Annotated in this window: 19 protein-coding genes; 10 read left to right on the top strand and 9 right to left on the bottom strand. The window is 72.6% G+C overall.

The annotated features are described in order from the left end of the window. Positions 1–124 precede the first annotated feature (124 nt). Positions 125–3,283: a BTAD domain-containing putative transcriptional regulator gene (locus AB0I67_RS41905; RefSeq protein ID WP_357936341.1), complete on the top strand. Its 3,159-nt coding sequence runs from the start codon at positions 125–127 to the stop codon at positions 3,281–3,283. On the opposite strand, the gene AB0I67_RS41900 is transcribed toward AB0I67_RS41905, so the two are convergent. Next, the gene (locus AB0I67_RS41900; protein WP_357936339.1) at positions 3,280–4,107 is read right to left on the bottom strand and encodes an ABC transporter permease; all 828 of its coding nucleotides are present in this window, start codon (positions 4,105–4,107) and stop codon (positions 3,280–3,282) included. The two genes, AB0I67_RS41905 and AB0I67_RS41900, sit on opposite strands and share 4 nt — an antisense overlap. Next, entirely contained in the window at positions 4,104–5,111 is a 1,008-nt protein-coding gene (locus tag AB0I67_RS41895; RefSeq protein WP_357936337.1) for an ATP-binding cassette domain-containing protein, read from the bottom strand. Before AB0I67_RS41895 ends, AB0I67_RS41900 begins: the two co-directional genes overlap by 4 nt. A 190-nt stretch (positions 5,112–5,301) precedes the next feature. On the opposite strand from AB0I67_RS41895, the gene AB0I67_RS41890 reads away from it, so the two are divergent. The 8 genes from AB0I67_RS41890 to araA all read left to right on the top strand — a co-directional run bounded on the left by AB0I67_RS41890 (position 5,302) and on the right by araA (position 14,649). After that, positions 5,302–6,279 carry an ABC transporter substrate-binding protein gene (locus AB0I67_RS41890; protein WP_357936335.1) on the top strand — a complete coding sequence of 326 codons (978 nt, stop codon included), beginning with the start codon at positions 5,302–5,304 and terminating at the stop codon, positions 6,277–6,279. 3 nt (positions 6,280–6,282) lie between these two features. Beyond that, a complete protein-coding gene (locus AB0I67_RS41885; RefSeq protein WP_357936333.1) occupies positions 6,283–7,797 on the top strand; it encodes a sugar ABC transporter ATP-binding protein in 1,515 nt (504 codons plus the stop codon). After that, a complete protein-coding gene (locus AB0I67_RS41880) occupies positions 7,794–8,765 on the top strand; it encodes an ABC transporter permease (protein WP_357936331.1) in 972 nt (323 codons plus the stop codon). The genes AB0I67_RS41885 and AB0I67_RS41880 overlap by 4 nt, the downstream gene beginning before the upstream one ends. Beyond that, the gene (gene yjfF / locus AB0I67_RS41875; protein ID WP_357936329.1) at positions 8,762–9,784 is read left to right on the top strand and encodes a galactofuranose ABC transporter, permease protein YjfF; all 1,023 of its coding nucleotides are present in this window, start codon (positions 8,762–8,764) and stop codon (positions 9,782–9,784) included. The genes AB0I67_RS41880 and yjfF overlap by 4 nt, the downstream gene beginning before the upstream one ends. Next, the gene (locus AB0I67_RS41870; protein ID WP_357936357.1) at positions 9,784–10,770 is read left to right on the top strand and encodes a LacI family DNA-binding transcriptional regulator; all 987 of its coding nucleotides are present in this window, start codon (positions 9,784–9,786) and stop codon (positions 10,768–10,770) included. The genes yjfF and AB0I67_RS41870 overlap by 1 nt, the downstream gene beginning before the upstream one ends. A gap of 131 nt (positions 10,771–10,901) precedes the next feature. Beyond that, positions 10,902–12,554, top strand: a complete 1,653-nt coding sequence (gene araB, locus AB0I67_RS41865; RefSeq protein WP_357936355.1) for a ribulokinase — start codon at positions 10,902–10,904, stop codon at positions 12,552–12,554. Then, positions 12,551–13,198 (top strand): L-ribulose-5-phosphate 4-epimerase, encoded by a 648-nt coding sequence (locus tag AB0I67_RS41860; RefSeq protein WP_357936327.1) that lies wholly within the window; start codon positions 12,551–12,553, stop codon positions 13,196–13,198. Before araB ends, AB0I67_RS41860 begins: the two co-directional genes overlap by 4 nt. Beyond that, positions 13,195–14,649: an L-arabinose isomerase gene (gene araA, locus AB0I67_RS41855; protein ID WP_357936325.1), complete on the top strand. Its 1,455-nt coding sequence runs from the start codon at positions 13,195–13,197 to the stop codon at positions 14,647–14,649. The genes AB0I67_RS41860 and araA overlap by 4 nt, the downstream gene beginning before the upstream one ends. Here the strand turns inward: araA and AB0I67_RS41850 are convergent. From AB0I67_RS41850 to AB0I67_RS41820, 7 genes are all read right to left on the bottom strand, one after another. After that, positions 14,622–15,113 (bottom strand): hypothetical protein, encoded by a 492-nt coding sequence (locus AB0I67_RS41850; RefSeq protein WP_357936323.1) that lies wholly within the window; start codon positions 15,111–15,113, stop codon positions 14,622–14,624. The two genes, araA and AB0I67_RS41850, sit on opposite strands and share 28 nt — an antisense overlap. Then, entirely contained in the window at positions 15,110–16,864 is a 1,755-nt protein-coding gene (locus AB0I67_RS41845) for an alpha/beta hydrolase (RefSeq protein ID WP_357936321.1), read from the bottom strand. Before AB0I67_RS41845 ends, AB0I67_RS41850 begins: the two co-directional genes overlap by 4 nt. Before the next feature lie 251 nt (positions 16,865–17,115). Continuing rightward, a complete protein-coding gene (locus AB0I67_RS41840; protein WP_357936319.1) occupies positions 17,116–19,233 on the bottom strand; it encodes a hypothetical protein in 2,118 nt (705 codons plus the stop codon). Positions 19,234–19,310: 77 nt separating this feature from the next. Continuing rightward, on the bottom strand, positions 19,311–21,182 hold the full coding sequence (locus AB0I67_RS41835; protein ID WP_357936318.1) for an ATP-binding cassette domain-containing protein: 1,872 nt from the start codon (positions 21,180–21,182) through the stop codon (positions 19,311–19,313). A 32-nt stretch (positions 21,183–21,214) separates the two neighbouring features. Beyond that, a complete protein-coding gene (locus tag AB0I67_RS41830) occupies positions 21,215–23,776 on the bottom strand; it encodes an ATP-binding cassette domain-containing protein (protein ID WP_357936316.1) in 2,562 nt (853 codons plus the stop codon). Continuing rightward, positions 23,776–24,447 carry a TetR family transcriptional regulator gene (locus AB0I67_RS41825; RefSeq protein ID WP_357936314.1) on the bottom strand — a complete coding sequence of 224 codons (672 nt, stop codon included), beginning with the start codon at positions 24,445–24,447 and terminating at the stop codon, positions 23,776–23,778. The genes AB0I67_RS41830 and AB0I67_RS41825 overlap by 1 nt, the downstream gene beginning before the upstream one ends. Before the next feature lie 82 nt (positions 24,448–24,529). Beyond that, the gene (locus AB0I67_RS41820; RefSeq protein WP_357936312.1) at positions 24,530–24,757 is read right to left on the bottom strand and encodes a DUF6343 family protein; all 228 of its coding nucleotides are present in this window, start codon (positions 24,755–24,757) and stop codon (positions 24,530–24,532) included. A 169-nt stretch (positions 24,758–24,926) separates the two neighbouring features. On the opposite strand from AB0I67_RS41820, the gene AB0I67_RS41815 reads away from it, so the two are divergent. Then, a partial coding sequence (locus tag AB0I67_RS41815) for a glycosyl hydrolase family 18 protein (protein WP_357936310.1) occupies positions 24,927–26,555 on the top strand: 1,629 nt, incomplete at its 3' end.

The following is a 26,555-nucleotide window of genomic DNA, read 5'->3' as shown; positions in this document are numbered from 1 at the left end:
TGCGCTTGTCCGCCACGCCAGCAGAGCTTAGAGGCTCCTGCCGCCGGGCCGGGCGAGCGGGATGAGCGGAAGGCCGGAAATGCGGCGGAAACCCAGCCGGGCCGATCGCCATAAGCTGGGCTTCGTGGCTCCGCTGCTGACCTTGCTGGACGGCGTTCGCTGGAAGGGCGCGCGCGTGGTCGGCGACCGCGCGCAGACGCTGCTGGCGGTCCTCGCCCGGTACGGCAGGGCGGGCGCCCCCGACGAGCGGCTGATCGAGGAGCTGTGGGGCGAGGAGACCCCCGCCAACCCCACCAAGGCCCTGCAGGTCGTCGTCTCCCGGGTGCGCGCGGCGACCTCGCCGGAAGCGGTGGTGCGGACGCCGCGCGGCTACCGGCTGGGCCTGCCGGACGAGCAGGTGGACGCGCTGCTGGTCGGCGTGCTCGCCGCCCGCGCCCGGACCGCCCTGGCCGAGGGCGACGTGACCGGCGCCGCCGCCCACGCGGGGGAGGCGCTCGCCCTGGTCCCCGCTGGGCTCGAACCGGCCACGGGCGCGCTGGCCGAGCTGCGGGAGTGGACGGCAGGACGGCTCGCCGAGATCCGGCGCCTGCTGGGCCTGGCCCGGAGCAGGAGCGGCGCGCACGAGGAGGCGCTGCCGCTGCTGGAGGAGGCCGCGGCGGCGCAGCCGTACGACGAGGAAGTGCTGGTCTGCCTGCTGCGCAGCGAGGCGGCGGTGCGCGGGACGGCGGCGGCGCTGGAGCGGTTCGACCGCCACCGGGCGGCGCTGGCCGAGCAGCTCGGCGCCGATCCCGGCCCGGAACTGGCCCGCGTGCACGGCGAACTGCTGGCCGCCGACCGGCCGGTGCGCGAGGGCGTGCGTTACGACGGCTCCTCGCTGCTGGGCCGCGACGGCGACATCCGCGCGGTGCAGGGCCTGCTGCACCCGCACCGGGTCGTGTCGATCGTGGGACCGGGCGGGCTGGGCAAGACCAGGCTCGCCCACGTGGTCGGCCGGACCGCCACGCAGCCGATCGTGCACTTCGTCGAGCTGGCCGGCGTCACCTCGCCGCAGGACGTGGTCGGCGAGGTCGGCTCGGCGCTCGGCGTGCGCGACTCGGTGAGCGGGCGGCACTCGCTCACCCCCGACCGGCGGGCCGACGTGCGGGGGCGGATCGCCCAGCAGCTCGGGCAGGCCCCGGCGCTGCTGATCCTGGACAACTGCGAGCACGTGGTGGAGGCCGTCGCCGACCTGGTGGCCTTCCTGGTCGCGACCAGCCGCGACCTGCGGGTGCTCACCACCTCGCGGGCGCCGCTGATGATCGCCGCCGAGCAGGTCTACCCGCTCGGCGAGCTGAGCACCGGCGACGCGGTCGAGCTGTTCCGGCAGCGCGCGCGGGCGGCGCGGCCCGGCGCCCGGCTGGACGACGCCGTGATCGAGGAGATCGTCACCCGGCTCGACGGGCTGCCGCTGGCGATCGAGCTGGCCGCGGCGACCGTGCGGGTGATGGCGGTGGAGGAGATCAGCCGGCGGCTGGCCGACCGGTTCGCGCTGCTGAGCGGCGGCGACCGCAGCGCCCCGGACCGGCACCGGACCCTGCTGGCGGTGATCGACTGGTCGTGGAACCTGCTGGAGGAGCGCGAGCGCCGGGCGCTGCGCTGGTTGTCGCTGTTCGGCGACGGCTTCAGCCTGGAGGCGGCCGAGGAACTGCTCGGGCCCGAGGCGTGGCCCGCCGTCCGGGCGCTGGCCGAGCAGTCGCTGCTCGGCATCCGCGAGAGCGACCTCGGCCTCCGCTACCGGATGCTGGAGACGGTCCGCGAGTTCGGCCGGATGCGGCTGGCCGAGGCGGGGGAGGAGGCCGAGGCCCGCGCCGCGCAGCGAGCCTGGGCCACGGCCTACGCGCGCGAGCACGCGGCGAAGCTGTTCAGCGGCGGCCAGTTCGAGGCGTGCGACGCGCTGCGCGCCGAGGAGGGCAACCTCGCCGAGCTGCTCCGGCAGGCGCTGGCCGAGTCCGACGCCGCGACGATGGTCCAGTTGCTGATGGGCCTGGGATCGCTCTGGTCGGTCCGCGGCGACCACCCGCGCCTGCTCTCGCTGCGCGAGGCGATCGGCCACGCCTTCGCCGGCTGGAAGCCGCCGCCTGAGCTGGAGGACCCCACCCGGGTGGCCCTGGTGATCACCCTGATGAACACCATGGTCGCCTCCGACGGCTCCGACGACGAGCTCCGCGCCCTGCTGCGCACCCTGCCCCCGGAGGAGACCACGCATCCGAGCGTGGCCGCCATGTCCGAGGTGATGCTCGCCTACGACTACACCGACGGCGTCACCGGGCTGCCCCGGCTCGACGAGCTCAGCCGCAACCCCGACCGGCACGTGGCGCACCTGGCCGCGCAACTGAGCGTGCACGTCCTGGAGAACGCCGGCGAGTGGGAGCGGGCCATCGAGACCGCCGAACGCGCGCTCGCCCTGACCGGGCCGGAGGACGGCCCGTGGCACGCGGCGCTCCTGCACACCCAGCTCGCCCACCTGGTCATGCAGCTCGGCCACCGCGACCGGGTGGTACGGCACGCGCGCACCGCCCTGCCCGTGCTGAGCCGGCTGGGCGCGACCGACGACGAGACCCAGCTACGCGCGTTGCTGCTGTTCGCCGCGCTGGAGGACGGCGACCTGGAGACCGCCGAGGCGGAGCTCGACCGGATCCGCCGGCTCAACGACAACGAGCCGGTGCTCGGCGGTCTGGCCATCGTGCCGTTCTGCGCCGCCGGGGTGGCCCTGGCCAAGGGCGAGGTGGCCTACGCCCTGGCCCTGCACCGGCTGGCCGTGGGGCGGGCGCGCGACCTGCGGCTGCCCGCGATGGCCCAGACCGGCTTCGAGCCGTGGCTGGTGGTGGCCGAGGCGCTCGCGCTGGCCGCGCACGCCTACCACGGCACGCCCGACGACCTGGCGTACGGGGAGGAGCTCCTGAGCACCGCGCTGGCGCGGGTGCACGGGGTCCTGAACGCCGGCATCACCTTCATCGACTACCCGGTCTGCGGCACCGTGCTGTTCGCCGCCGGGGTCTGGGGGCTGCTGCGCGGCGGCATGGAGCCGGAGGCCGCGGTCCGGGCGATCGTGCTGGCCGAGCGGTTCGGGTACAACCGCAGCATGCCGAGCATGTCCTTCGAGCGCATCGTCCCGCACGCCGAGCGCCTGGCGCCCGGCGTGCGGGAACGGATCGGGGCGGAGTACGGCCGGCGGCGCGGCCCCGCCCTGCTGGCCGAGGCCCAGGCCCTGGCCGAGCGCCTGCACCGCTCTCATCCCGCTTAGATGTGCCGCTTGTAGCTCCGGACCGAGAGCGGCGCGAAGATCGCGATCACGATCAGCCCGGCCAGCAGCGTCCAGCCGACCTCCACGCTGAAGGTGCCGTGGTTGGCCAGGTCGCGGGCCGCGGTGACCAGGTGCGAGACCGGGTTGACCCGCACGAAGGCGGCCAGCCACCCGGGCAGCGTCTCCACCGGCACGAACGCGTTGGACAGGAAGGTCAGCGGGAACAGGATCATCATCGAGATGCCCTGCACCGCCTGCGCGCTGCGGGCGATGGTCCCGACCCAGGTGAAGATCCACGCCAGCGCCCAGCCGGTGAAGATGGACAACAGGATCGCGGCCAGCACCCCACCCACGCCGCCACCGGGCCGGTATCCCATCACCAGTCCCATGCCGAAGGTCAGCACCGCGGCGATCGTGTACCGCAGCAGGTCGGCCACCATGGGCCCGGCCAGCGGCGCGATCCGGGCGATCGGCAGCGACTTGAACCGGTCGAAGACCCCCTTCTCCATGTCCTCCCGCAACTGGGTGCCGGTGGCCATGCAGGTGGTCAGCACGGTCTGGGCGAGGATGCCGGGGATCATCAGCGGCAGGTAGTTCGCCACGTTCCCGGCGATGGCGCCGCCGAAGATGTAGGCGAACATCGCGGTGAACAGGATGGGCTGCAGGGCCACGTCGAAGAACTGCTCGGGGTTGCGGCGCATCTTCTTGAGCGCCCGCCAGGCCATCGTCAGCGTCTGGGCGACGGTCTCGCCCAGGCTCACGTGCCGGCGCGCGGAGGCCACCCGGTCGGCCGTCCTGCGGGGTGGTGCGAGGGTGGTGCTCACTTGTCCTCCTCCTTCTCCTCGGTCCCGTGGCCGGTGAGGGCCAGGAAGACCTCGTCCAGGCTGGGCTTGGCGACGCTCACCGAGGCGATGGCGATCCCGGTGGTGCGCAGGGCGATCAGGACGTCGGCGGCCAGGTCGGCCTGGTCCAGGGCGACGTTGAGCCGGCCCTGCTCCGGGCTGAGCACCGGCTCGGTGCCCAGCACGCGGCGCACCACGGCCACCGCGTCCGGCACGCCGGCCGGGTCGGCCAGCAGCAGGTGCAGGGTCGAGTTGCCGACCATGGTCTTCAGCTCGTCGGGCGTGCCCTCGGCCACCTTGCGGCCCTGGTCGATGACCGCGATGCGGTCGGCGAGCTGGTCGGCCTCGTCGAGGTACTGGGTGGTCAGCAGGACGGTGCAGCCGCCGGCGACCAGGGCGCGGATGGTCTCCCACATCTGGCCGCGGGTGCGCGGGTCCAGGCCGGTGGTCGGCTCGTCGAGGAAGATCAGCGGCGGCCTGGTGATCAGGCTGGCGGCCAGGTCGAGCCGCCGGCGCATGCCGCCGGAGAACTGGGCGATCGGCTTGTCGGCCGCCTCCTCCAGGGCGAACTGCCCCAGCAGTTCGGTGGCGATGCGCTTGGCGCGCGGCGAGGCGATGCCCTGCAGCCGGCCGAACAGCCAGAGGTTCTCGCGCGCGGTGAGGTTCTCGTCGACCGAGGCGTACTGCCCGGTCACGCCCACCAGTTGCCGGATCACGTGCGGTTCGCGGGCCACGTCGACGCCGAAGATCTCCGCGCGGCCCGCGTCGATCTTCAGCAGGGTGGCCAGCATGCGCAGCGTGGTGGTCTTGCCGGCCCCGTTGGGGCCGAGGACGCCGAAGATCTCGCCCGGCCGGACGGCCAGGTCGATCCCGTCGACGGCGCGTTGCTCGCCGAAGGTCTTCACCAGCCCCTCGGCCCGTACGGCGAGGCCGTCCCCGGCGGGCGCCGGCCCGCTTCCGAAACGGTCGAGTTCTGTGATGGTCATGCCCCGACTCTCGGCGCCTCCGGTTTCACGGTGCCCTCACGGTGGTTTCACGATTGTGAACGTTAACATCATGAGCAGCTGAAACGCGCGGAGAACGCCCGCGTAATCGAACTGTAATCCCGCCTTCCCTTGACGGTCCCCAGTGTGAACGTTCACATTTTGTGAGCGTTCACATGAAAGGAACCCCCCAGTGTTCAAGCGGATCTCGGCCCTGGTGCTCGCGGGCCTGACAGCGCTGACCGTGACCTCCTGCGGCTCCTCCGGAGGTGCGGGCGGCGGCGCGGACGACGGCACGCTCACCATGGGCTTCTCCCAGGTCGGCGCGGAGAGCGGCTGGCGCACGGCCAACACCAAGTCCGTCCAGGACTCGGCCAAGAACGCCGGCGTCACCCTCAAGTTCTCCGACGCCCAGCAGAAGCAGGAGAACCAGATCAAGGCCCTGCGCTCCTTCATCCAGCAGCGCGTGGACGTCATCGCCTTCTCGCCGGTCGTCGAGTCCGGCTGGGACACCGTCCTCAAGGAGGCCAAGGACGCCAAGATCCCGGTGATCCTCACCGACCGGGCGGTCGACTCCAAGGACACCACCCTCTACAAGACCTTCCTCGGCTCCGACTTCGTCGAGGAGGGCCGCAAGGCCGGCAAGTGGCTCCTGGAGGAGTTCAAGGCGACCACCGAGCCGGTCAACATCGTCGAGCTCCAGGGCACGACCGGTTCCGCCCCGGCCAACGACCGCAAGGCGGGCTTCGCCGAGGTCATCGCGGGCGACCCCAAGTTCAAGGTCATCGCCTCGCAGACCGGTGACTTCACCCGCGCCAAGGGCAAGGAGGTCATGGAGGCCTTCCTCAAGGCCAACCCGGACATCGACGTGCTCTACGCGCACAACGACGACATGGGCCTGGGCGCCATCGAGGCGATCGAGGGCGCGGGCAAGGTGCCCGGCAAGGACATCAAGATCATCACGATCGACGCGGTCAAGGACGGCATGCAGGCCCTGGCCGACGGAAAGATCAACTTCATCGTCGAGTGCTCCCCGCTGCTCGGCCCGCAGCTCATGGACCTGGCCAAGAAGGTGGTGAAGGGGGAGAACGTCCCGGCCCGCGTGGTGACCGAGGAGACCACCTTCACCCAGGAGCAGGCCAAGTCGGTCCTGTCCAGCCGGCAGTACTGAGCCATGGGGGAGACGAACGAGCCCGTCCTGCGGATGAGCGGGATCGGCAAGCGGTTCCCGGGCGTGACCGCCCTGGAGGACGTGGACTTCCGGCTCCTGCCCGGCGAGGTGCACGCCCTGATGGGCGAGAACGGCGCCGGCAAGTCGACGCTGATCAAGGTGCTGACCGGGGTGCACCGCGCCGACGCCGGCGAGATCGAGCTGGCCGGCCGGCCGGTGGCCTTCGGCAGCCCGCTGGAGGCCCAGCAGGGCGGCATCAGCACGGTGTACCAGGAGGTCAACCTCTGCGGCAACCTGTCGGTGGCGGAGAACATCTTCGTCGGCCGCGAGCCGCGCCGGCTGGGCCGGATCGACTGGAAGCGCATGCGGGCCAGGGCCGCCGAGCTGCTCGCCGATCTCGATCTCGACCTCGACGTCTCGGCGCCGCTGTCGGCCTGCTCGCTGGCCGTCCAGCAGATGGTGGCCATCGCGCGGGCGATCGACATCGACGCCCGCGTGCTGATCCTCGACGAGCCCACCTCCAGCCTCGACGCCGGCGAGGTGGAGCAGCTCTTCCGGGTGATGCGGGCGCTCAAGGCGAAGGGCATCGCGATCCTGTTCGTCTCCCACTTCCTGGACCAGATCTACGAGATCGCCGACCGGATGACCGTCCTGCGCAACGGGCGGCTCATCGGTGAGTACCTGACCAGCGAGCTCAGCCAGGTCGAGCTGGTCGGCAAGATGATCGGCCAGGAGCTCGCCGTCCTGGACCGCCTGCACGGCGAGGCCAAGGTCTTCGACCGGCCGCTCGTGCGGGCGGCCGGGCTCGGCCGGGGCGGCGCGATCGCCCCCTTCGACCTGACGATCCACGAGGGCGAGGTCGTCGGCCTGGCCGGGCTGCTCGGCTCCGGCCGGACCGAGGCGGCCCGGCTGCTGTTCGGGGCCGACCACGCCGGCGCGGGCGAGGTGAGCGTCGGCGGCGCATCCGTCGCCCTGCGCAGCCCGCGCGCGGCGATGGCGCACCGCATCGCCTTCTGCTCGGAGAACCGCAAGCGCGACGGCCTCATCCCCGACCTCACCGTCCGGGAGAACATCGTGCTCGCCCTCCAGGCCACCCGCGGCTGGACCCGCCCGGTCTCCAGGGACAAGCAGGACGAGCTGGTCGCCAAGTACGTCAAGGCGCTCAGGATCAGCCCGGCCGACCCCGAGCAGCTCGTGCGCAACCTCAGCGGCGGCAACCAGCAGAAGGTGCTGCTGGCCCGCTGGCTGATCCTCGAACCCCGGCTGCTGATCCTCGACGAGCCCACCCGCGGCATCGACGTCGGCGCCAAGGCCGAGATCCAGCGCCTGGTCGCCGAGCTCAGCGACGGCGGCATGGCCGTGCTGTTCATCTCCGCCGAACTGGAGGAGGTGCTGCGGCTCAGCCACAAGGTGGGCGTGCTGCGCGACCGCAGGCTGGTCGCCGTCCTGCCCAACGACGAGAACCTGACCACGGAGACGCTCATGGAGACCATCGCGAGCGGCGGGGAGACGCCATGAGGCGGCTGCTGTGGCCCCTGCTGGTGCTCGCCGTCCTGCTGCTGGTGAACGTGGCCTTCACGCCCAGCTTCCTGTCGATCGAGCTGAAGGACGGCCACCTCTACGGCAGCCTGATCGACATCCTGCGCTTCGGCGCCCCGCTGATCCTAGTCTCGCTCGGGATGACCCTGGTCATCGCCACCGGCGGCATCGACCTGTCGGTCGGCTCGGTGGTGGCCATCTCCGGCGCCCTGGCCTGCCTGCAGATCAGCCAGGACGCGAGCGTGTTCACCGCCGTGGCGCTCGCGCTCGGCCTGTCGGTCCTGCTCGGCGCGTGGAACGGCGTGCTGGTCGCGTGGGTCGGCATCCAGCCGATCATCGCGACGCTGATCCTCATGGTCGCCGGGCGCGGCCTGGCCCAGCTCATCACCGACGGCCAGATCATCACCGTGACCAGCGACGCCTACCAGCTCATCGGCGGCGGCTACTGGCTCACCCTGCCCTTCGGCATCCTGCTGGTCGCCGTGGTCCTGGCGGTCACCGCCCTGCTCACCCGCCGGCTGGCGCTCGGCCTGCTGATCGAGTCGGTGGGCGGCAACGCCGAGGCCAGCCGGCTGGCCGGCATCCGCTCGCGCGGCCTCACCGTCGTCGTCTACACCTTCGCCGCGCTCTGCGCCGGCCTCGCCGGACTGATGATCAGCTCCAACGTCTCCAGCGCCGACGGCAACAACGCCGGCCTGTGGGTGGAGCTGGACGCCATCCTCGCCGTGGTGATCGGCGGCACCTCCCTGGCCGGCGGGCGCTTCTCGCTGGCCGGCACGGTGGTGGGCGCGCTGGTCATCCAGACGCTCACCACCACCGTCTACTCGGTCGGCGTGCCGCCCGAGACGACGCTGCTGTTCAAGGCGCTCGTGGTGACCGCGGTCTGCCTGATCCAGTCGCCGGCCTTCCGCGCCAAGCTCCTCCAGCGCCGGGAGGCGACCGCATGAGGACCCGATACGCGCCCGTCCTGGTGACCGGCGCCCTGTTCGTCGCGATGTTCGTCGCCGGCGGGATCCGCTACCCGGGGTTCGCCAGCGGCCAGGTCGTGCTCAACGTGCTGGTCGACAACGCCTTCCTGCTGGTCGTGGCGGTCGGCATGACCTTCGTGATCCTCGCCGGCGGCATCGACCTGTCGGTGGGGTCGGTGGTCGCGCTGTCCACGATGATCTCGGCGAGCCTCATGGCGGGGCCGGGATGGCCACCGTACGTGGTGATCCCGCTGGTCCTGCTGGTGGGGACGACGCTGGGGCTGGTGATGGGCTATCTCATCCACGCCTTCGAGATCCAGCCGTTCATCGTCACGCTGGCCGGGATGTTCCTGGCGCGCGGCCTCTGCTACACCATCGGCACCGACTCCGTCCCGATCGACGACCCGACCTTCACCGCCTTCGCGCAGACCCGGATCGACCTGTTCGGCGGCCTGTGGATCTCGCCGAGCGTGTTGATCGCACTGGCGGTCGTGGCCGTGGGCGCGTACGTCCTGCACTACACCCGGACGGGCCGCTCGGTCTACGCCACCGGCGGCAGCGAGCAGTCCGCGCTGCTGATGGGCCTCCCGGTGGCCCGGACGAAGATCACCGTCTACGGGGTCAGCGGCTTCTGCTCGGCCCTGGGCGGGGTCCTGCTCTCCTTCTACATGCTCTCCGGGTACGGCCTGCACGCCGTCGGCCTGGAGCTGGACGCCATCGCGGCGGTCGTCATCGGCGGCACCCTGCTCACCGGCGGCTCGGGCTTCCTGCTCGGCACGGTGCTGGGCGTCATGGTGCTCGGCCTGATCCAGACGATCATCAGTTTCGAGGGCACGCTGAGCTCCTGGTGGACCAAGATCTTCATCGGGCTGCTGCTCTTCGTCTTCATCCTGCTCCAAAGGCTCTTCACCGCCCGGCGCGGATCGCTGCGGCACAATGGGGCAGGCCCGAGAAAGGAAAAAGCGTGGGATCGACCGCCAAGCCTCGCCCGCCGGTGATGTCGGACGTGGCCAGGCTGGCCGGTGTCTCGCACCAGACGGTCTCCCGGGTGCTCAACGAGCACCCGAACGTCCGGGCCGACACCCGCGCACGCGTGCTCGACGCCATCGACCAGCTCGGCTACCGGCGCAACCTGGTCGCCCGCGCCCTGGTCACCAGCCGCTCGCGCACCCTCGGCGTGGTCAGCTTCGACACCACCCTGTACGGCCCGGCCAGCACGATGTACGGCATCGAGCAGGCCGCCCGGGCGGCGGGCTACTTCGTCAGCATCGTCAGCCTGCGCTCCATCGACGCCGAAGGCGTGCGCGAGGCGATCGGCTATCTCACCGAGCAGGGCGTGGACGGGGTGGTCGTGGTCGCGCCGCAACGCTCGGCGGCCCGCGCCCTGGAGAGCCTGCCGCCGGGCATGCCCGCGGTCGCGGTCGAGGGCACCCACCGGGCCAACGTCTCGGTGGTCTGCATCGACCAGATCGAAGGCGCCAGGCTGGCCACCAAGCACCTGCTCGACCTCGGGCACGAGACGGTCTGGCACGTCAGCGGCCCCTCCGACTGGCTGGAGGCCGAGGGCCGGCTGGACGGCTGGCGCTCGGCGCTGGAGGAGGCCGGCCGGCCGGTGCCCGAACCGCTGACCGGCGACTGGAGCCCGAAGGCCGGCTACGAGGCCGGGCGGCGGCTGGCCGCCATGCCCGGCGTCACCGCGGTCTTCGCCGCCAACGACCAGATGGCGCTCGGCGTCCTGCGCGCGCTGGCCGAGGCCGGGGTGCGGGTGCCCGAGCAGATCAGCGTGGTCGGGTTCGACGACATCCCCGAGGCGGCCTACCTGTCGCCTCCGCTCACCACGGTCCGCCAGGACTTCGACGCGGTGGGGCGGCACTGCATCGAGGTGCTGCTCCGCCAGATCGACGCCATCGGGCCCGGCACCTACGAGCGGCTGGTCGTCCGCCCCGACTTCGTCGTCAGAGCCAGCAGCGCCACCGCCCCCTGACCCCACCTTCCTGAACCCGCTCCTGACCCAGGTTACGAACCCTCTCTGAGGCCCTCAGGCCACCCCTTTTGAGCCGTCTTCCCCCCGACGGGGCCACCTCCGTGGAGTTGAATGTGAACGCTAACAGCTACGTGATAGGCGTGGACTTCGGCACCTTGTCCGGCCGCGCGGTGGTGGTCCGCGTGGCCGACGGAGCCGAACTCGGCAGCGCCGTACACGTCTACGAACACGGCGTCATCGAGGACACCCTCCCCGCCTCCGGAGAACGCCTGGCCCCCGACTGGGCGCTGCAGTCCCCACGCGACTGGATCGAGGTGCTGCGAACCGCCGTCCCCGCCGCGGTCGCCGCGGCCGGGATCGCCCCCGAGCACGTGATCGGCCTGGGCACCGACTTCACCGCCTGCACCGTGCTGCCCGCCACCGCGGACGGCGTGCCCCTGTGCGAGGAGTTGCCCACCCGCCCGCACGCCTGGCCGAAGCTGTGGAAGCACCACGCGGCCCAGCCGTACGCGGACCGGATCAACACCCTGGCCGCCGACCTGGGCGAGCCGTGGCTGCCGCGCTACGGCGGCAAGATCTCCTCGGAGTGGCAGTTCGCCAAGGCGCTGCAGGTGCTGGAGGGGGATCCCGAGGTGTTCGGCCGGGCCGAGCGCTGGATCGAGGCGGCGGACTGGATCGTCTGGCGGCTGACCGGGGTGGAGAGCCGCAACGTCTGCACCGCCGGATACAAAGGGATTTTCCAGGACTCCTACCCGTCGGCGGAGTTCCTCGCCAAGCTCCACCCCCGCTTCCCCGAACTGCTCGGCAAGCTCGCCACCGGCCAGGTCGGCCCCGAGACCGGCGGCGTACGGCTCGCCCCGCTCGGCGGCCTGGCCGGCCGGCTGAGCGCCGAGGCCGCCGCCTGGACCGGCTTGCCGCAGGGCACAGCCGTCGCGGTCGGCAACGTGGACGCGCACGTCACCGCCGCCGCGGCCGACGCGGTGCGGCCCGGCCAGATGGTGGCCATCATGGGCACCTCCACCTGCCACGTCCTGCCCTCCGACCGGCTGGCCGAGGTGCCCGGCATGTGCGGCGTCGTTCGCGACGGCATCGTGCCCGGCCTGTGGGGCTACGAGGCCGGCCAGTCCGGCGTCGGCGACATCTTCGCCTGGTTCGCCGACACCGGCCTGCCCGCCGCCCACGCCCGCGAGGCCGAAGCGCTCGGCCGCACCCCGCACGAGCACCTCACCGAACTCGCCGCCGCCCAGCGGGTCGGCGAGCACGGCCTGGTCGCCCTCGACTGGCACAGCGGCAACCGCTCCATCCTGGTCGACCACCACCTGTCCGGCGTGCTGATCGGGCAGACGCTGGCCACCCGGCCCGAGGACGTCTACCGCGCGCTCATCGAAGCCACCGCCTTCGGCGCCCGCCTGATCGTCGAGACCTTCGAGCACGCGGGCGTCCCGGTGACCGAGTTCGTGGCCGCCGGCGGGCTGCTCCAGAACCGCTTCCTCATGCAGGTCTACGCCGACGTGCTGCGCCGGCCCGTCTCCGTCATCGGCTCCGGCCAGGGGCCCGCGCTCGGCTCGGCCATCCACGCCGCGGTCGCCGCCGGCGCCTACCCCGGCATCCAGGAAGCCGCCGCCGCCATGGGCCGCCGCCACGAACAGGCCTACGTGCCCGACCCCGGCCGCGCCGACGCCTACGACCGGCTCTACGCCGTCTACCGCGACCTGCACGACGCCTTCGGCGACGGCCGGCTGCTGCACGAGCTGCGCGCGATCAGGAACGGAGCCGCCGCATGAGACGCACCGTCTGCGACCTGCACGCCGAACTCGTCGCCAACAACCTCGTCGCCTGGACCGCCGGGAACGTCTCCGGCCGCATCCCGGGCTCCGACCTGTTCGTCATCAAACCCTCCGGCGTCTCCTACCGCGAGCTCACCCCGGAGGCGATGGTTGTGTGCGACCTCGACGGCAACCTCGTCGAAGGCGAGCATGCCCCCTCCAGCGACACCGCCGCCCACGCCTACGTCTACCGCAACCTGCCCGAGGTGGGCGGCGTCGTGCACACCCACTCCACCTACGCCTCCGCCTGGGCGGCCCGCGGCGAGGCCATCCCGTGCGTGCTCACCGCGATGGCCGACGAGTTCGGCGGCGAGATCCCGGTCGGGCCGTTCGCGCTGATCGGCGACGACTCCATCGGGCAGGGCATCGTCCAGACCCTCAAGGGGCACCGCTCGCCTGCCGTACTCATGCGCAACCACGGCGTCTTCACCGTCGGCCGCACCCCCGCGGCCGCCGTCAAGGCCGCCGTGATGTGCGAGGACGTCGCCCGCACCGTGCACATCGCCCGGCAGCTCGGCGAACCCCTGCCGATCGCCCAGCCGGACATCGACCACCTGTACCACCGCTACCAGAACGTCTATGGACAGAGGAGCCCGCGTTGACCATCTGGTTTCTGACCGGCAGCCAGGGACTGTACGGCGAGGACACCCTCCGCCAGGTCGCCGAGCAGTCCCGGCAGATCGCCGACCGGCTGCCCGTCCCCGTCGCCTGGAAGCCCGTCCTCACCGACGCCGCCGCCATCCGCCGCGTCATGCTCGACGCCAACGCCGACGACGCCTGCACCGGCGTCATCGCCTGGATGCACACCTTCTCCCCGGCCAAGATGTGGATCGCCGGACTCGACGCCCTCCGCAAACCGCTGCTCCACCTGCACACGCAGGCCAACGTCGAGCTGCCGTGGGCGAGCATCGACATGGACTTCATGAACCTCAACCAGGCCGCGCACGGCGACCGCGAGTTCGGCCACATCCAGGCCCGGCTCGGCGTCCCGCGCAAGACCGTCGCCGGGCACGTCAGCGACCCCGCCGTCGCCGCCCGCATCGCCGCCTGGGCCCGCGCCGCCACCGGCCTCGCCGACCTGCGCAGCCTCAAGCTCGCCCGCTTCGGCGACAACATGCGCGACGTCGCCGTCACCGAAGGCGACAAGGTCGAGGCCCAGCTCCGCTTCGGGGTTTCGGTCAACACCTACGGCGTCAACGACCTGGTCGCCGTCGTCGACGCCATCGCCGACGCCGACATCGACGCCCTCGTCAAGGAGTACGGCGAGCAGTACCGCATGGCCCCCGGCCTGCTCGGCTCCGAACCCCTGCGGTACGCCGCGCGCATCGAACTCGGCCTGCGCGCCTTCCTCGACAGCGGCGGCTTCCGCGCCTTCACCACCAACTTCGAGGACCTCGGCGGCCTCCGCCAGCTCCCCGGCCTGGCCGTCCAGCGCCTCATGGCCGACGGCTACGGCTTCGGCGGCGAGGGCGACTGGAAGACCTCCGCCCTCGTCCGCACCCTCAAGGCCATGGCACCCGACGGCGGCGCCTCCTTCATGGAGGACTACACCTACCACCTCGTCCCCGGCGAGCAGCTCATCCTCGGCGCCCACATGCTGGAGGTCTGCCCCACCATCGCCGCCGGGACGCCCTCCTGCGAGATCCACCCCCTCGCCATCGGCGGCCGTGAGGACCCCGTCCGCCTCGTCTTCGACGCCGCCCCAGGCCCAGGCGTCGTCGTCGGCCTGGCCGACCTCGGCGACCGCTTCCGCCTCGTCGCCAACGAGATCGACCTCGTCCCGCCGCCCGCCCCGCTGCCCCGCCTGCCCGTCGCCCGCGCCGTCTGGCGCCCCCGCCCCTCCCTCCCCGTCTCCGCCGAAGCCTGGCTCACCGCCGGCGCCCCCCACCACACCGCCCTCTCCACCGCTGTCGGGGTGGAGGAACTGGACGATCTGGCGACGATGCTGGGGGTGGAACTGGTGGTCATCGACGGGGGGACGACTCCACGACAGTTCGTCAAGGAGCTGCGGTGGAACCAGGCGTTTTACCGGTTGGAGCGTGGGGGGCGGTGAGCCGAGGGGGTGCCGTCGGGCCAGATGCAGGGTGAGGTGGCGGCGAGGTAGAGCTGGTCGCCGTCCGCCCAGGTCAGAGCCAGGGTGTAGCGATCGGGCTGTGACTCGCCGCTGAGATCCGGGTTGTCGCCGTCGCCGGCCGCGATCAGTCGATGTCCTTGACGCTCCCAGGCGGCACGGACCTGACGGGACACGCGCAGGAGGTCGGCCCTGGGCACGTCTCGAAGCCAGTAGGCCCGGTTGACGGTGACCCGTCCGTTCGCTTCGGCGTCGGACGGGCATTCCTCGGCCTCTGTCCCATAAGGCACGAGCTCGAGGCGGGGCCTGGGGGTCACCTCCGCGGCGGTGTCCCGGATGAGCTGTTCGACGCGGGCCAGCGCCTGTTGCTGGGTGAAGGACTGATCCTGCATTGCGCAACCGGCAATCGTGAGAAGGGCCAGGGGGACTAGGAGGACTCGGTTCATCGCGGGGTCACCTGCTGGAGGCGGAGGGCGAGGTCGGGTGCGATCTGCGGAGCGAGAAGCTGCGGCGTCCCTGTCAGGTCCGGCGGGGAGATCAGCTTGTCGTACTGGCCGTTGATGACGCGGCCCAGGTTGCGCAGCGAAGGGGAGTCGCGGTCCCAGTAGCTGCTGTGGGCCTCTGTCCAGACCGTTCGCCCGACCGGCAGTCGCCGGGCGCCGAAGGAGTCGTTGCCGGGATCCGCGCCGAACCGGCCCAGCGCGGCCACTGGGTCGCCTCCGGCTTCGCCGACCCAGACCCGCCGGGGGTCCATACCCAGGTGCGCCGCGTGGTCGACGCCGACTCCGGGACTGCCCACCAGAATCAGTTCGTCGGCCAGCCGGCCTGGCCGGAGCCGCGCGGCATGGCCGGTGGTGAGCGAGCCGTAGCTGTGCCCCACGATGACCACGCGGGCGGTTCCCGACGGGAGGTGAGCGGCATGGAGCCCGTCCTGGAACGCGGCCAGCGCCGCGCCGCCCCGGCGAGCCGGCTGGTCCGAGGCGACCGACCTGCTTGGGTTGAACACGCTGAGATCCGGCTGCGGCGCGTCGTAGCCGTACCAAGTGATGGTGGCGATGCGGCGGCCACCGCTGGTCTTGGTGGCTTGCAGCCAGAGAGCACGGGATTGGCGGAGGTCGCCGTGGGCGGTGTCGAGGTTGGTGGTGAACCCCGAGACCGATGTCACGGTGACGTCGGCGATGTCGGGATCGCCCCAGGAGACGATCAAACGGCCCTGGGCCGCCAGATCGAAGCCCAGGAGAAGGGGCGGCGGATATCCAGGGTGAGGCCGCAGTTCCTTCTCCACGAACTCCAGACGCCGCAGCTGGTTGGCCGCCTTCTCCCAGCCACCCAGCAATAGCGGGTTTCCGGCCGTGGCGGTCATTTCCCGGGTGAGCCGCTCCTTCTCCGCCGACAACCAGCGACGGTTCGCCTGATCTCGGGCGATGGCTGGGAGGCCGTTCAGCAGCCCGAAGCGCGCCACACCGAGCAGCCGTTCACGGAGGTCGTGGCTGAGGCTGTGCCACCAAGCGTTCACCCGCCCGGCCAGGGCGGGATCCCGGCCGCTCTCCTGGGTGGCCAGCAACTCGGTGAGCGCGGCGCTGTCACCTGAGACGACGCGGCTGAGCAGCGTGCCCGCGCCCGCGTGCCCCGAGAACAGACCGTGGGCGGCCAGGCTGGCGGGGAGTTCCGCTCCCGGGACCTGCTGCTGGATCAGCGTCAGTCGCCTGCGCAGAGCGTCGGCTTCCGTGGTGGCCCAGGTGGCGAGGTGGCCCAGGGTGTGGCCAGGGTGGGTGGGGAGGCCGTGGGTGGTCAGTTCGGTGGTGAGGCGGGTTCCGGCCGTGGTCAGGGTGTCGCCGGCGCGGGTCAGCGCGGTGATGAGGGCGGTCATCGCGCGGGGGTCGATGCCCTGGAAGGAGCCGGGGGCGGGGCCGAGGGCCGGGGCGGGGGTGGGGAAGGCGGGCAGGGCCGGGGCGGGGGCGCCGTGCCGTACGGCGAGGGCGGACAGGGAGTGGAGCGCGGCGGTGAAGGCGGCGTGGAGGGCGGCACGGCGGCGGGTGAGGTCGGCGGCGAAGGCCGGGGCGCCGCCGCCGACCCAGGCGTGGGCGTGCATGAGGCGGACGGCGGGGTCGAGCGCGGTGTGGTGGTCGGCGGCGAGCGCGGCGACGCGCGCGAAGGCCTGCGTGGCGGCCGCCGAGGCCGCTGGGTGATCCGCCATGACCCGCCCAGGATGGCACCGCGCGCGGGGGTGTTCCAGCAGGTCGGAGGGTTGTCCGGGTATGTGCCGATGGCGAGGGGAGCTCGGCGGCTGATACCAGTAGCCCCGCAAATGGAGCTACCTGGAATTGAACCAGGATGAAGGAAGCCGTCGAATGGCCTCACCATCGGCGGCGAGGAGAGCGGGAAGGCTGATTCTGGGAAAGAGAAGGAGAAGGAAGCCCTCCCATGGCCTCGCCGAGATCCACGGTATCAGGCGGGGATCAGCTCGTGCAGGGTCGAAGGGGTGATCACGCGGGTGCCGGCGGGCAGGTCGGCGGGCGGGGTGAGGCAGAGGCGGGTGGCGCCGCCGGCCGGGGTGGAGCGGGTGCGCAGGAGCGAGGCGAACCAGCCGACCTGGAGGTGGTCGCGCTCGACGATCGTCCGCACCTGGGTGGCGGTCCTGCCGAGGGTGCCCTCGATCAGGTTGAAGTTCGGGAAGCCGCGCAGGTACAGGTGGAGCCATTTGGCCCGCCAGGTGCCGTCGCCGGCGCGCAGGAAGGCCAGGGGCAGCGCGACGCGGCCGGAGCCGCGCAGGTCGGACTTCATGCGGACGGCACGGGGCTCGAAGGGCAGGCCCTCCTGTGCCGCGTCGCGCGTCATGAAGCCGAAGAACGCCTCCGCGGCCTCGTCGTAGGGCTCGCCGGCGTAGACGAAGACCTGCGGGATCACGATCGGGTGGGTGGCCTCGCGCAGGCGCACGTCGATGAACTCGGAGGCCCCGACGGCGGCGTCGGTGAGGTCGCCGGAGTAGGTGGCGAAGCTGTTGGCGTAGTTCGTCCACGAGACGTGGGACGGGTCGCCGTAGGCGGCGTCCAGCATGAGCGCCCCGAGGTCGTAGTCGGTGCGCTGCGCGGCCTGACGCCAGTGGACGAAGAAGCGCAGCAGTTCGCCGTCGATCCGCGACTCCGAGCCGCGCGGCAGCATGCCGAGGCCGGGCGCGACCGCCTTGGCCGACAGCGGGAGGGCGACGCGCAGCATGTCCGGGTCCACGGTCAGCTCGCCGAGGTCGGGCAGGCGGCGGGTGATCTCCTCGTCCAGGACGGCGAGCATGGTCTCGATCACGTCGAGGTCCAGGGGCGGGCGGGTGTCGTCGGCGGTCCACGCCCTGCCGTACCGGTTGACGAAGATCCGCCCGGCGGCGGGCAGCAGGCGGTTCTGGAGATGCTCGCGCAGGGAGAGCAGCACGCGGCCGGAGGCGCCGGTGACGGCGTGCGCGGCGGCCTGCGGGACGGCCGGGTCGCCGCTGCGCAGGAGCTGGTCGAGGCGGCGGAGCAGGGCGCCGGGCGCGCTCTCCAGCAGGGAGATGGCCTCCCCGGTACGGCCCGCGGCCAGGGCGGCCTCCACCCGCGAGTCCAGGCTGGGTACGGCAAGCACCCCCCGCGCCACCTCGAACGCCCGCGCGGCGGCGGGGAACTGGGGGTACTCGTGCGGGTGCAGCCGTTCGCCCAGGCGCTTCCACTGCTCGCGATGGCGGCCGACGTCGCCCAGCTTGGCCGGGGTGGCGACGCCGTCCAGGGCCTGGAGCAGGGCGCGGCGTTCGGCCCGCCGGAAGGAGCGGAAGCGGGTGGCGGTAGCGAGGGTGACGTCGCCGCCGGAGCAGGCGCAGGCCAGGCGCAGCACGTCGGTGACGGAGTCCACGAGCGGGGCCTGGCCGGCGGCCAGCCGGGCGGCGTTGATGATCGCGCGGTTCTCGCGTACCGGGATGCGCTCGGGGTGGCCGGGGCAGGCGGCGGCGAGCAGGCTCAGGGCGGTGAGGTCCTCGGCGGCCAGCGGGGTCTCGGCGGCGGCCAGGGAGAAGTAGAGCCCGCGCACCTCGGTGTCGAGGTCGGCGCCCAGGTCGAGGAGGGTGACCCGGTCCCCGGCGCGCGGGACGAACTCGGCGTGCGCGGCCAGGAGGTCGGCGTAGCTGTGCGGGTAGACGCCGTAGCCGGGCAGGCTCAGGAGGTTCAGCGGGCCGGGCGGGAGCTGGGTGACGGCCACCGGGTCGAGCAGCGACTCGCGCAGGAGGCCGACCCAGAACTCGATGGTGTCGGGGACGTTCCTGGGGAAGTCGATGAAGTAGGCGTTGTGCCGCACGTGGTCGCCGACCAGGCCGCGGACCGCGTCCAGCACGCGGATGCCCAGGTCGACGACGACCGCGCCGGGCAGGTCGGCCAGGCGGGCGAGGAGCGGGGCCGAGCACTTGAAGCCCACGCTGAGCAGGGCGGCGTCGAGCTGCCGTGCCGCTGTCTCGCCCCAGCCGGTCGCGCCCGGCTCGGCCCCGGGTGTGGCAGGGGGGAGCGGGACGCGCAGGCGGCGGGTGACGACCAGGCTTTCCAGGGTGTGCACAGGCAGCACGATATAGGGGATATGTCCGGGCCAGCCGGGCATTTTCGGCGGCGTCGGCTGGCCGGGCGGGCGGCGGCTTAGGGGAGATGGACGGCGGGGCTGGGGGCGGCGGGGTCACCGGCAGTGGCGGCGGCAGTGGCGGTGGCAGCGGTGGTGGCGTCGGCAGTGGTGTCAGCGGTGGCGTTGGTGGGGGCGTCGGCGTCGGTGGCGGGGGTGGTGCGGTTGAGTTGCCAGCCGGCCGCGGCCTCGCGCTGGTGCCAGTAGGCGGCGAACCGGCCGTTCAGGGCGAGCAGCTCGGCGAGCGAGCCCGCCTCGACGACCCGGCCGTGCTCCAGGAAGAGGATCTGATCCGCCCGCGCGATGCTGGACAGCCGGTGCGCGACGATCACGGTCGTGCGCTCCCGGCCGGTGGCTTCGAGCGCGCTCACCACGGCCTGCTCGTTGCCGGTGTCCAGGGCGGCGGTGGCCTCGTCGAGCAGCAGTATCGGAGCCCGCTTGAGCAGCGCCCGCGCGATGCTGACCCGCTGCCGCTCGCCGCCGGACAGCGCCGCGCCGCGCTCGCCGACCCTGGTGGACCAGCCGTCCGGCAGCCGCCGCACCACCTCGTCGAGCTGCGCCGCGGTGGCCGCCGCCCGCACCTCCTCGTCGGTGGCCTCGGGGTTGCCCAGCCGGATGTTCTCCTCCAGCGTCGCGTCGAACAGGTAGACGTCCTGGAAGACGATCCCCAGCCTGCCCAGCAGCGCGGCCGGGTCGTGGGCCCGCACGTCCAGGCCGTCGACCAGGATCGCGCCGCCGCCGACCTCGTGGAAGCGGCCGATCAGCGCGAGCAGGGTGCTCTTGCCCGACCCGGAAGGGCCGACGACCGCCGTGGTGCTGCCGCGCGGCACGGTGAAGGACACCCCGGCCAGGACCTCCCGCCCCGGCTCGTAGCCGAAGCGGACGTCACGGAACTCCAGCGCGGCGGCCCCGCCGACGGTCTCGCCGACGGCTTCGCCCGGCAGCGCGTCGAGCGCCGGCGCGTTCAGCGTGGTCAGCACCCGCGAGAGCGTGCCGCGCAGGTTCTGCAGGGCCGGGGCGAGCTCGGCCAGCGTGGTGAACGGCTCGACGAAGCGCACGACGACGATCAGCAGCGCCACGATCTCCGGAACGCTCAGCTCGCCCCGCAGCCCGAGCACGACGGCGGTGGCGGCCAGGCCGAGCAGGGCCGCCTGGGTGGCCAGGCCGAAGAGCACCTGGCCGGGCAGGCCGAAGCCGATCAGCCGCAGCACCGCCCGGCGCTGCCGGTCGAGCGCCGCGCCCACCGCGGTGCCGTCCGCGCCGGCCCGGCCCGCCGCGCGCAGGGCGGGCTGGGCCTGGGCGAGCTCGATGATGCGCTGCCCGGCCTCGCGGGAGGCCGCGGCGTAGGAGTCGTCGGCCGCGCGCAGGCACCGGCTGCTGCCCCAGAGTGCGCCGAGCAGCAGCGGGACCGCCGCCAGCGCGGCCAGGCCGAGCGGCCAGGCGATCGGGAGCAGGCCGAGCCCGATGAAGGCCGGGGTGGTCAGGGCGTTGGCGGCCGGGGAGACCAGCCACGCGAAGCCCTGGCAGAGCTCGCGCCCGGACGAGGTCAGCGCGCGTTGCGCCTCGGCGCGGCGTTCGGGCGTGAGCCAGCCGAGCGGGATGCGCTGCAGCCGGTCCACGATGCGGGTCTCGATCGTGGTCAGCAGCTCGAACCCGATGGTGAAGCCCGCGCCGGCCACCGCGTAGTCGGCCAGCCAGCCGGCCGCCACCAGTACGGCCAGCGCGCCGGCCCACGGCCATGCCGTACCCGCGGTGCCGGAGAAGACGGCGGCGAGCAGGGGGACCAGGCTCAGCACCGCCCCGGCCCGCAGGGCCGAGGCGAGCAGGAGCAGGGCCAGGTAGCGGGCGAGCGCCCGGCGGTCGGCGACCAGCCGGAGGGCCTGGGGGATCATGCGCGGACTCCGGGGGAGGGGAGCGGTGGTGGTCATGCCAGGGTCTCCAGCGGGGTCGAGGCGTGCCACAGCTCGCGGTAGAGGCCGGGGGCGGACACCAGCTCGGCGTGCGTGCCGCGCTGGACGATCCGCCCGCCGTCGAGCACGACGACGGCGTCGGCGCCGGTGATGGTGTGCAGGCGGTGCGCGATGACCAGGACGGTACGGCCGGCGACCAGCGTGCTGAGCGCCTGCTGGACGTGGTGCTCCGATTCGGGGTCGGCGAAGGCGGTGGCCTCGTCGAGGACGAGCACCGGCGGGTCGGCGAGCAGCGCGCGGGCGATGGTCAGCCGCTGGGCCTCGCCGCCGGACAGCCGGCCCTCGTCGCCGAGCACGGTGTCGTAGCCGTGCGGCAGGCGCAGCACGCGCTCGTGCAGGTTCGCCGCCCGGGCGGCCCGCTCGACCTCCTCGCGGGTGGCCTCCGGCCGGGCCAGGGCGATGTTGTCGTGCACGCTGGCCCGGATCAGCGCGACGTCCTGGAAGACGAAGCCGACCGTGCGGTACAGCTCGGCCAGCGGCAGGTCCCGGATGTCGGCGCCGTTGACGGTGATCCGGCCGGTGCTCACGTCGTGGAAGCGGGCCAGCAGCGCGGCGAGCGTGGACTTGCCCGCGCCGCTCGGTCCGACCAGGGCGGTCATCGTGCCGGGCGCCAGCTCCAGGTCGATGCCGGACAGCACCGGGTGGTCCTGGGTGTAGGCGAAGGAGACGCCCTCGAACCGGACGGTGTGCCCGCCCGCGCGCACGGTGGCGGGCTGGTCTGGTTCGGTGAGTTCGGGTTCGTCCAGCAGCAGGCCGATGCGCTGGGCGGCCGTGGTCGCCTCGCGGACGGAGCCCATGCCGTACGCCGCGGCCAGCAACTGGCCGCCGAAGGTGACGCCGAGCAGCAGGAACGGCAGCAGGCCCGCGGCGTCCAGCAGCCCGCCCGAGATCAGGGCCAAACCGGCCACGATGATCAGCAGCAGGTAGGTCAGCGGGCGGGTCACCAGGTCGACCAGGGTCTTGCGGCCGGACAGCGGGCGCTGCCAGCGCTCCAGGAAACGGGCCCGCTCGTCCAGGGTGGCGCGGAAGCCACCGGCCGGACCGGCGTCGTAGGCGCGGACCACCGCGAGGGCGTCCACGTAGGCGACCGCCTCCGAGCCGGCGCGGCCCTCCCAGACGGTGAACTGGGCCAGCTCGGAGGTGGAGGAGGCGACCATCCGGGCGGACAGGATGCCGAAGACGGCTAGGGGCAGCAGCAGGATCGTCGCCAGCCAGCCGGAGACGGAGAACAGGTAGACCAGGACGGCCAGCGGCGCGACCAGCGCGCCGACGAGGTCGAGCACGGCGTGGGTGACCAGGTAGTGCACGCTGGCGGCGTCGTCCTGGACGGCCTGCTTGATCCGGCCCGAGGTGCGGTCGGTGAACCAGCCCAGGGGGAGGCGGGCCAGCTTGCGCACCACCGTGGTGCGGACGTGGTGGCCGAACCTGGCGTCCAGGACGTGCATGGCCACCACGAGCACGCCGCTCAGGACGGTGCCGGCGGCCATCAGGCTCAGGGCCAGGATCCCGAGCCCTGTCGCTCCTTCGGCGGTGAGGCCGTCGCGGAGCAGGCGGTGGCAGAGCTCGGCCAGGACCAGGTATGGGGCCAGGTGGAGCAGGGTGACGATTGCCTGGAACGCGCCGGCGAGCAGGAGCTTGGTCTTCAACGGGGCGAGCAGGCGCGCTCCCGCCTGGGAGCGCCACCGCCCGCCGCCCGCGACCGCAGGGGCCTCAGCAGGGGTGGTCGTGGAGGTCGAGGTCGGGGTGGTTTCTGCAGGGGCGTCGGAATCGGGGCTGCGGGTGGCGCCCATGGCCTTGCCCTTGATCCAGTAAGCCCGCCCCTTGATCTCACTCTTGGGAAACCCGAGCCCCTTCAACCGAGCCTGAACCGCCTTGGTCACCCCGGACTCACAGGTCACCCACGCATACCAGTCCGACCAGTCCCGCTCCGCGACGGCAGCCGCGACCACGCCGGGGTCACCGGTGGCGGGCAACCAGGTGACAGTGCGCCGAGGATGCGACACGAGCGGGATGTCCAGGTCGTCCGCGTGGTACTGCTCCAGCAACACCTCGACCGGCACCCCAGCAGGCAGGGAGGCGAGGATCGCGTTGATCCCCGGCAACGCCGCCGCGTCCCCCACCAGCAGGTATCCCGCCGGCTCTGGCGAGGGCGCCTCGAAGTGCCCCGACGCCCACCGGGTGATCTGGACGGTGTCGCCGACCCGCACGTTGGCCGCCCAGACACAGGCGGGCCCGGCCGGCTCGTGCAGCACGAAGTCGAGGCAGACCCGCCCGTTCTCCGGGTCGGGGTCGACCAGGGTGTACCCCCGCTGGTGCTCCCGTCCCGGCCGGACCGGGTCCGGCGCCCACAGCCGCACCCAGGCGGCCGGCGGGATGGGCTGGCCGTCGAAGAGGGTGGGCGCGTCGAAGGTGAGGCGCCGGTAGTGCGGGGTGAGGTCGTCGATCGACGCGACGGTGAGCGTGTGCTCGCGCGCGCCGAAGGTCTTCATCATGGCCCCGGCGTAGCCGCGTGCCATCAGTGGTCCTTTCCGAGAGCCGGCGAGGTGACCGGGTGGCCGGGCGGGAGGTGCGCGACCAGGCCTTCGGCGGCGGAGGTGAGCAGGAGGGCGAAGTAGTCGTCGCCGGTGTGCGGCGGGATGCCGGCCAGGGCGGCCTGGATGAGCGGCGAGGCGGCCATGGCGTCGCGGGCGGCCCGGGTGGCCTCCTCGTCGCCGAGCGGGTCGAGGCGGGCGCGGGCGGCGCGGGCCTCGTCGGCGACGGCCAGCCCGAGGGTGATGGTGGCGATGGCGGAGCTGAGCACGGTGGCGGCGGCCGGGTCGTAGCCGCGCCCGGCCAGGAAGCCGATCTGCTGTTCGAGCAGCCGGATGCCGGAGCGGCCACGCGGGAAGAGCCGCTGCAGGTATTCGGCGCTGCCGGGGTGGGCGCGGGTGAAGTCGCGTAGTTGCCCGGCGAAGCGCACCAGGTGCCCGGCGGTGGGCAGGGCGGGGTCGTCGGTCAGGACGAGCCCGTCCAGTACGGCTTCGCCGATCAGGCTGTCGAGGGCGGCCCGGCTGCGGACGTGCCGGTAGACCGCGGCCGTGGTGACGCCGAGCGCCTCGGCCACCGCCTGCATGGTGAGGTCGGCCAGGCCGATGCGGACGCCGGCGGCGATCACGTCGTCCGTGGTGAAGGTGGCCATGCGGCCCATGCGCGCTCCGGGAAGGTAAGGCTTGCCTTAGTTGTGGCGCATAACATAAGAGACCGCAGAGCCCGCGCGCAAGCCCGGAGGCTCAGCCCGATCGCCGTCGGCGGAGCACCACGACCAGATTGACCAGCGCGATCACCGCGACCGCCGCCATGGCCCAGGCCAGTCCCGTCCAGCCGTTGCCCGCCGCCACGACCGCGGCGGCCCCGCCCGCCAGCACCCCGAAGGCGGCGAGGACGAGCCGCAGGCCCAGCGCGCTGCGCGGGCTCTCCTCGGTCGGCGAGAAGGCCGTCCTCAGCCGGTTCCACCTCATGCCGGCCCTCTACCCGGGGGGAGGGGGAACGCACCTGGGGGACTATGGACAATAGATAAGTTTCTTAACAATAATGCTGTTCGCGCACCCCCCACCGTCGCGGCTTCCCCGGCCACGCGCCGCGCCCATCGTCGCCCGGCCCCCCGAGCGACAGAAGGGTTGTTCCTCCATGACGCGAATATCCCGCTCCATCCTCATCGCCGTCACCTCGGCCCTGCTCGCCGCCATGGCGGTCTTCGCCACCCAGACCTCCGCCAGCGCGGCCAACCTCCTGGCCAACCCCGGCTTCGAGACCGGCTCGATCTCCCCCTGGTCCTGCACCGGCAACCTGGGCTCGGTCACCTCCAGCCAGGTCCGCAGCGGGTCCGGCGCGCTCGCCGCCGCGGCCAGCGGCTCCGACACCGCCAAGTGCACCCAGACGGTGAACGTCGTCCCGAACTCCGCCTACGTGCTCACCGCGTGGGTCCGGGGCAGCTACGTCTACTTCGGCGTCAACGGCGGCGCCTCGACCTGGACCTCCTCGCCCTCGGCGTACAAGCAGCTCACGGTGAACTTCACCACCGGCGCCGGCCAGACCACCGCGGTGATCTACCTGCACGGCTGGTACGGCCAGGGCACCTACTACGCCGACGACCTGAGCTTCGACGGCCCCGGCACGCCGCCGTCGCCCACGGTGACCGCCTCGCCCAGCCCGACCGTGACCGTGACCTCCAGCCCGAGCCCGAGCCCCACCGTCACGGTGACCTCCAGCCCGAGCCCGTCGCCGACCGGCCCCGACCCGACCTGCGCGCTCAAGGGCAAGCCGGCCGGCAAGGTGCTGCACGGCTACTGGGAGAACTGGGACGGCGCGATCAACGGCGTGCACCCGCCGTTCGGCTGGACCCCGATCACCGACCCGCGCATCGCCCAGCACGGCTACAACGTGATCAACGCCGCCTTCCCGGTGATCCGCTCCGACGGCACCGTGCTGTGGGAGGACGGCATGGACGCCACCGTGAAGGTGGCCACTCCGGCCGAGATGTGCCAGGCCAAGGCGGCCGGCGCGACCATCCTCATGTCGATCGGCGGCGCCACCGCCGGCATCGACCTGAGCTCCTCGGCCGTCGCCGACCGCTTCGTGGCCACCGTCGTGCCGATCCTCAAGCGCTACAACTTCGACGGCATCGACATCGACATCGAGACCGGCCTGACCGGCAGCGGCAACATCAACCAGCTCTCCACCTCGCAGGCCAACCTGATCCGGATCATCGACGGCGTGCTCGCGCAGATGCCGGCGAACTTCGGCCTCACCATGGCTCCCGAGACCGCCTACGTGACCGGCGGCAGCGTCACCTACGGCTCCATCTGGGGCGCCTACCTGCCGATCATCAAGAAGTACGCCGACAACGGCCGCCTGTGGTGGCTGAACATGCAGTACTACAACGGCAGCATGTACGGCTGCTCCGGCGACTCCTACTCGGCGGGCACGGTCCAGGGCTTCGTCGCCCAGACCACCTGCCTGAACAACGGCCTGGTCATCCAGGGCACCACCATCAAGGTGCCCTATGACAAGCAGGTCCCGGGCCTGCCCGCCCAGCCGGGCGCGGGCGGCGGCTACATGTCGCCCTCGCTGGTCTCCCAGGCATGGAACAGCTTCAACGGCCAGCTCAAGGGCCTGATGACCTGGTCCATCAACTGGGACGGCTCGAAGGGCTGGACCTTCGGCGACAACGTGAAGGCCCCCTCGAACCTGGCCATGAGCTCCTCGGGGGACAGCCCGGCGTTGCGGTGGTCCTCCATCCAGCGCCCGAGGTCGACG

It is taken from the genome of Nonomuraea sp. NPDC050310 (assembly GCF_040655795.1).
In the GTDB taxonomy this organism is placed as follows: Bacteria; Actinomycetota; Actinomycetes; order Streptosporangiales; family Streptosporangiaceae; genus Nonomuraea.
This window is presented reverse-complemented; position numbering and strand designations above follow the sequence as displayed.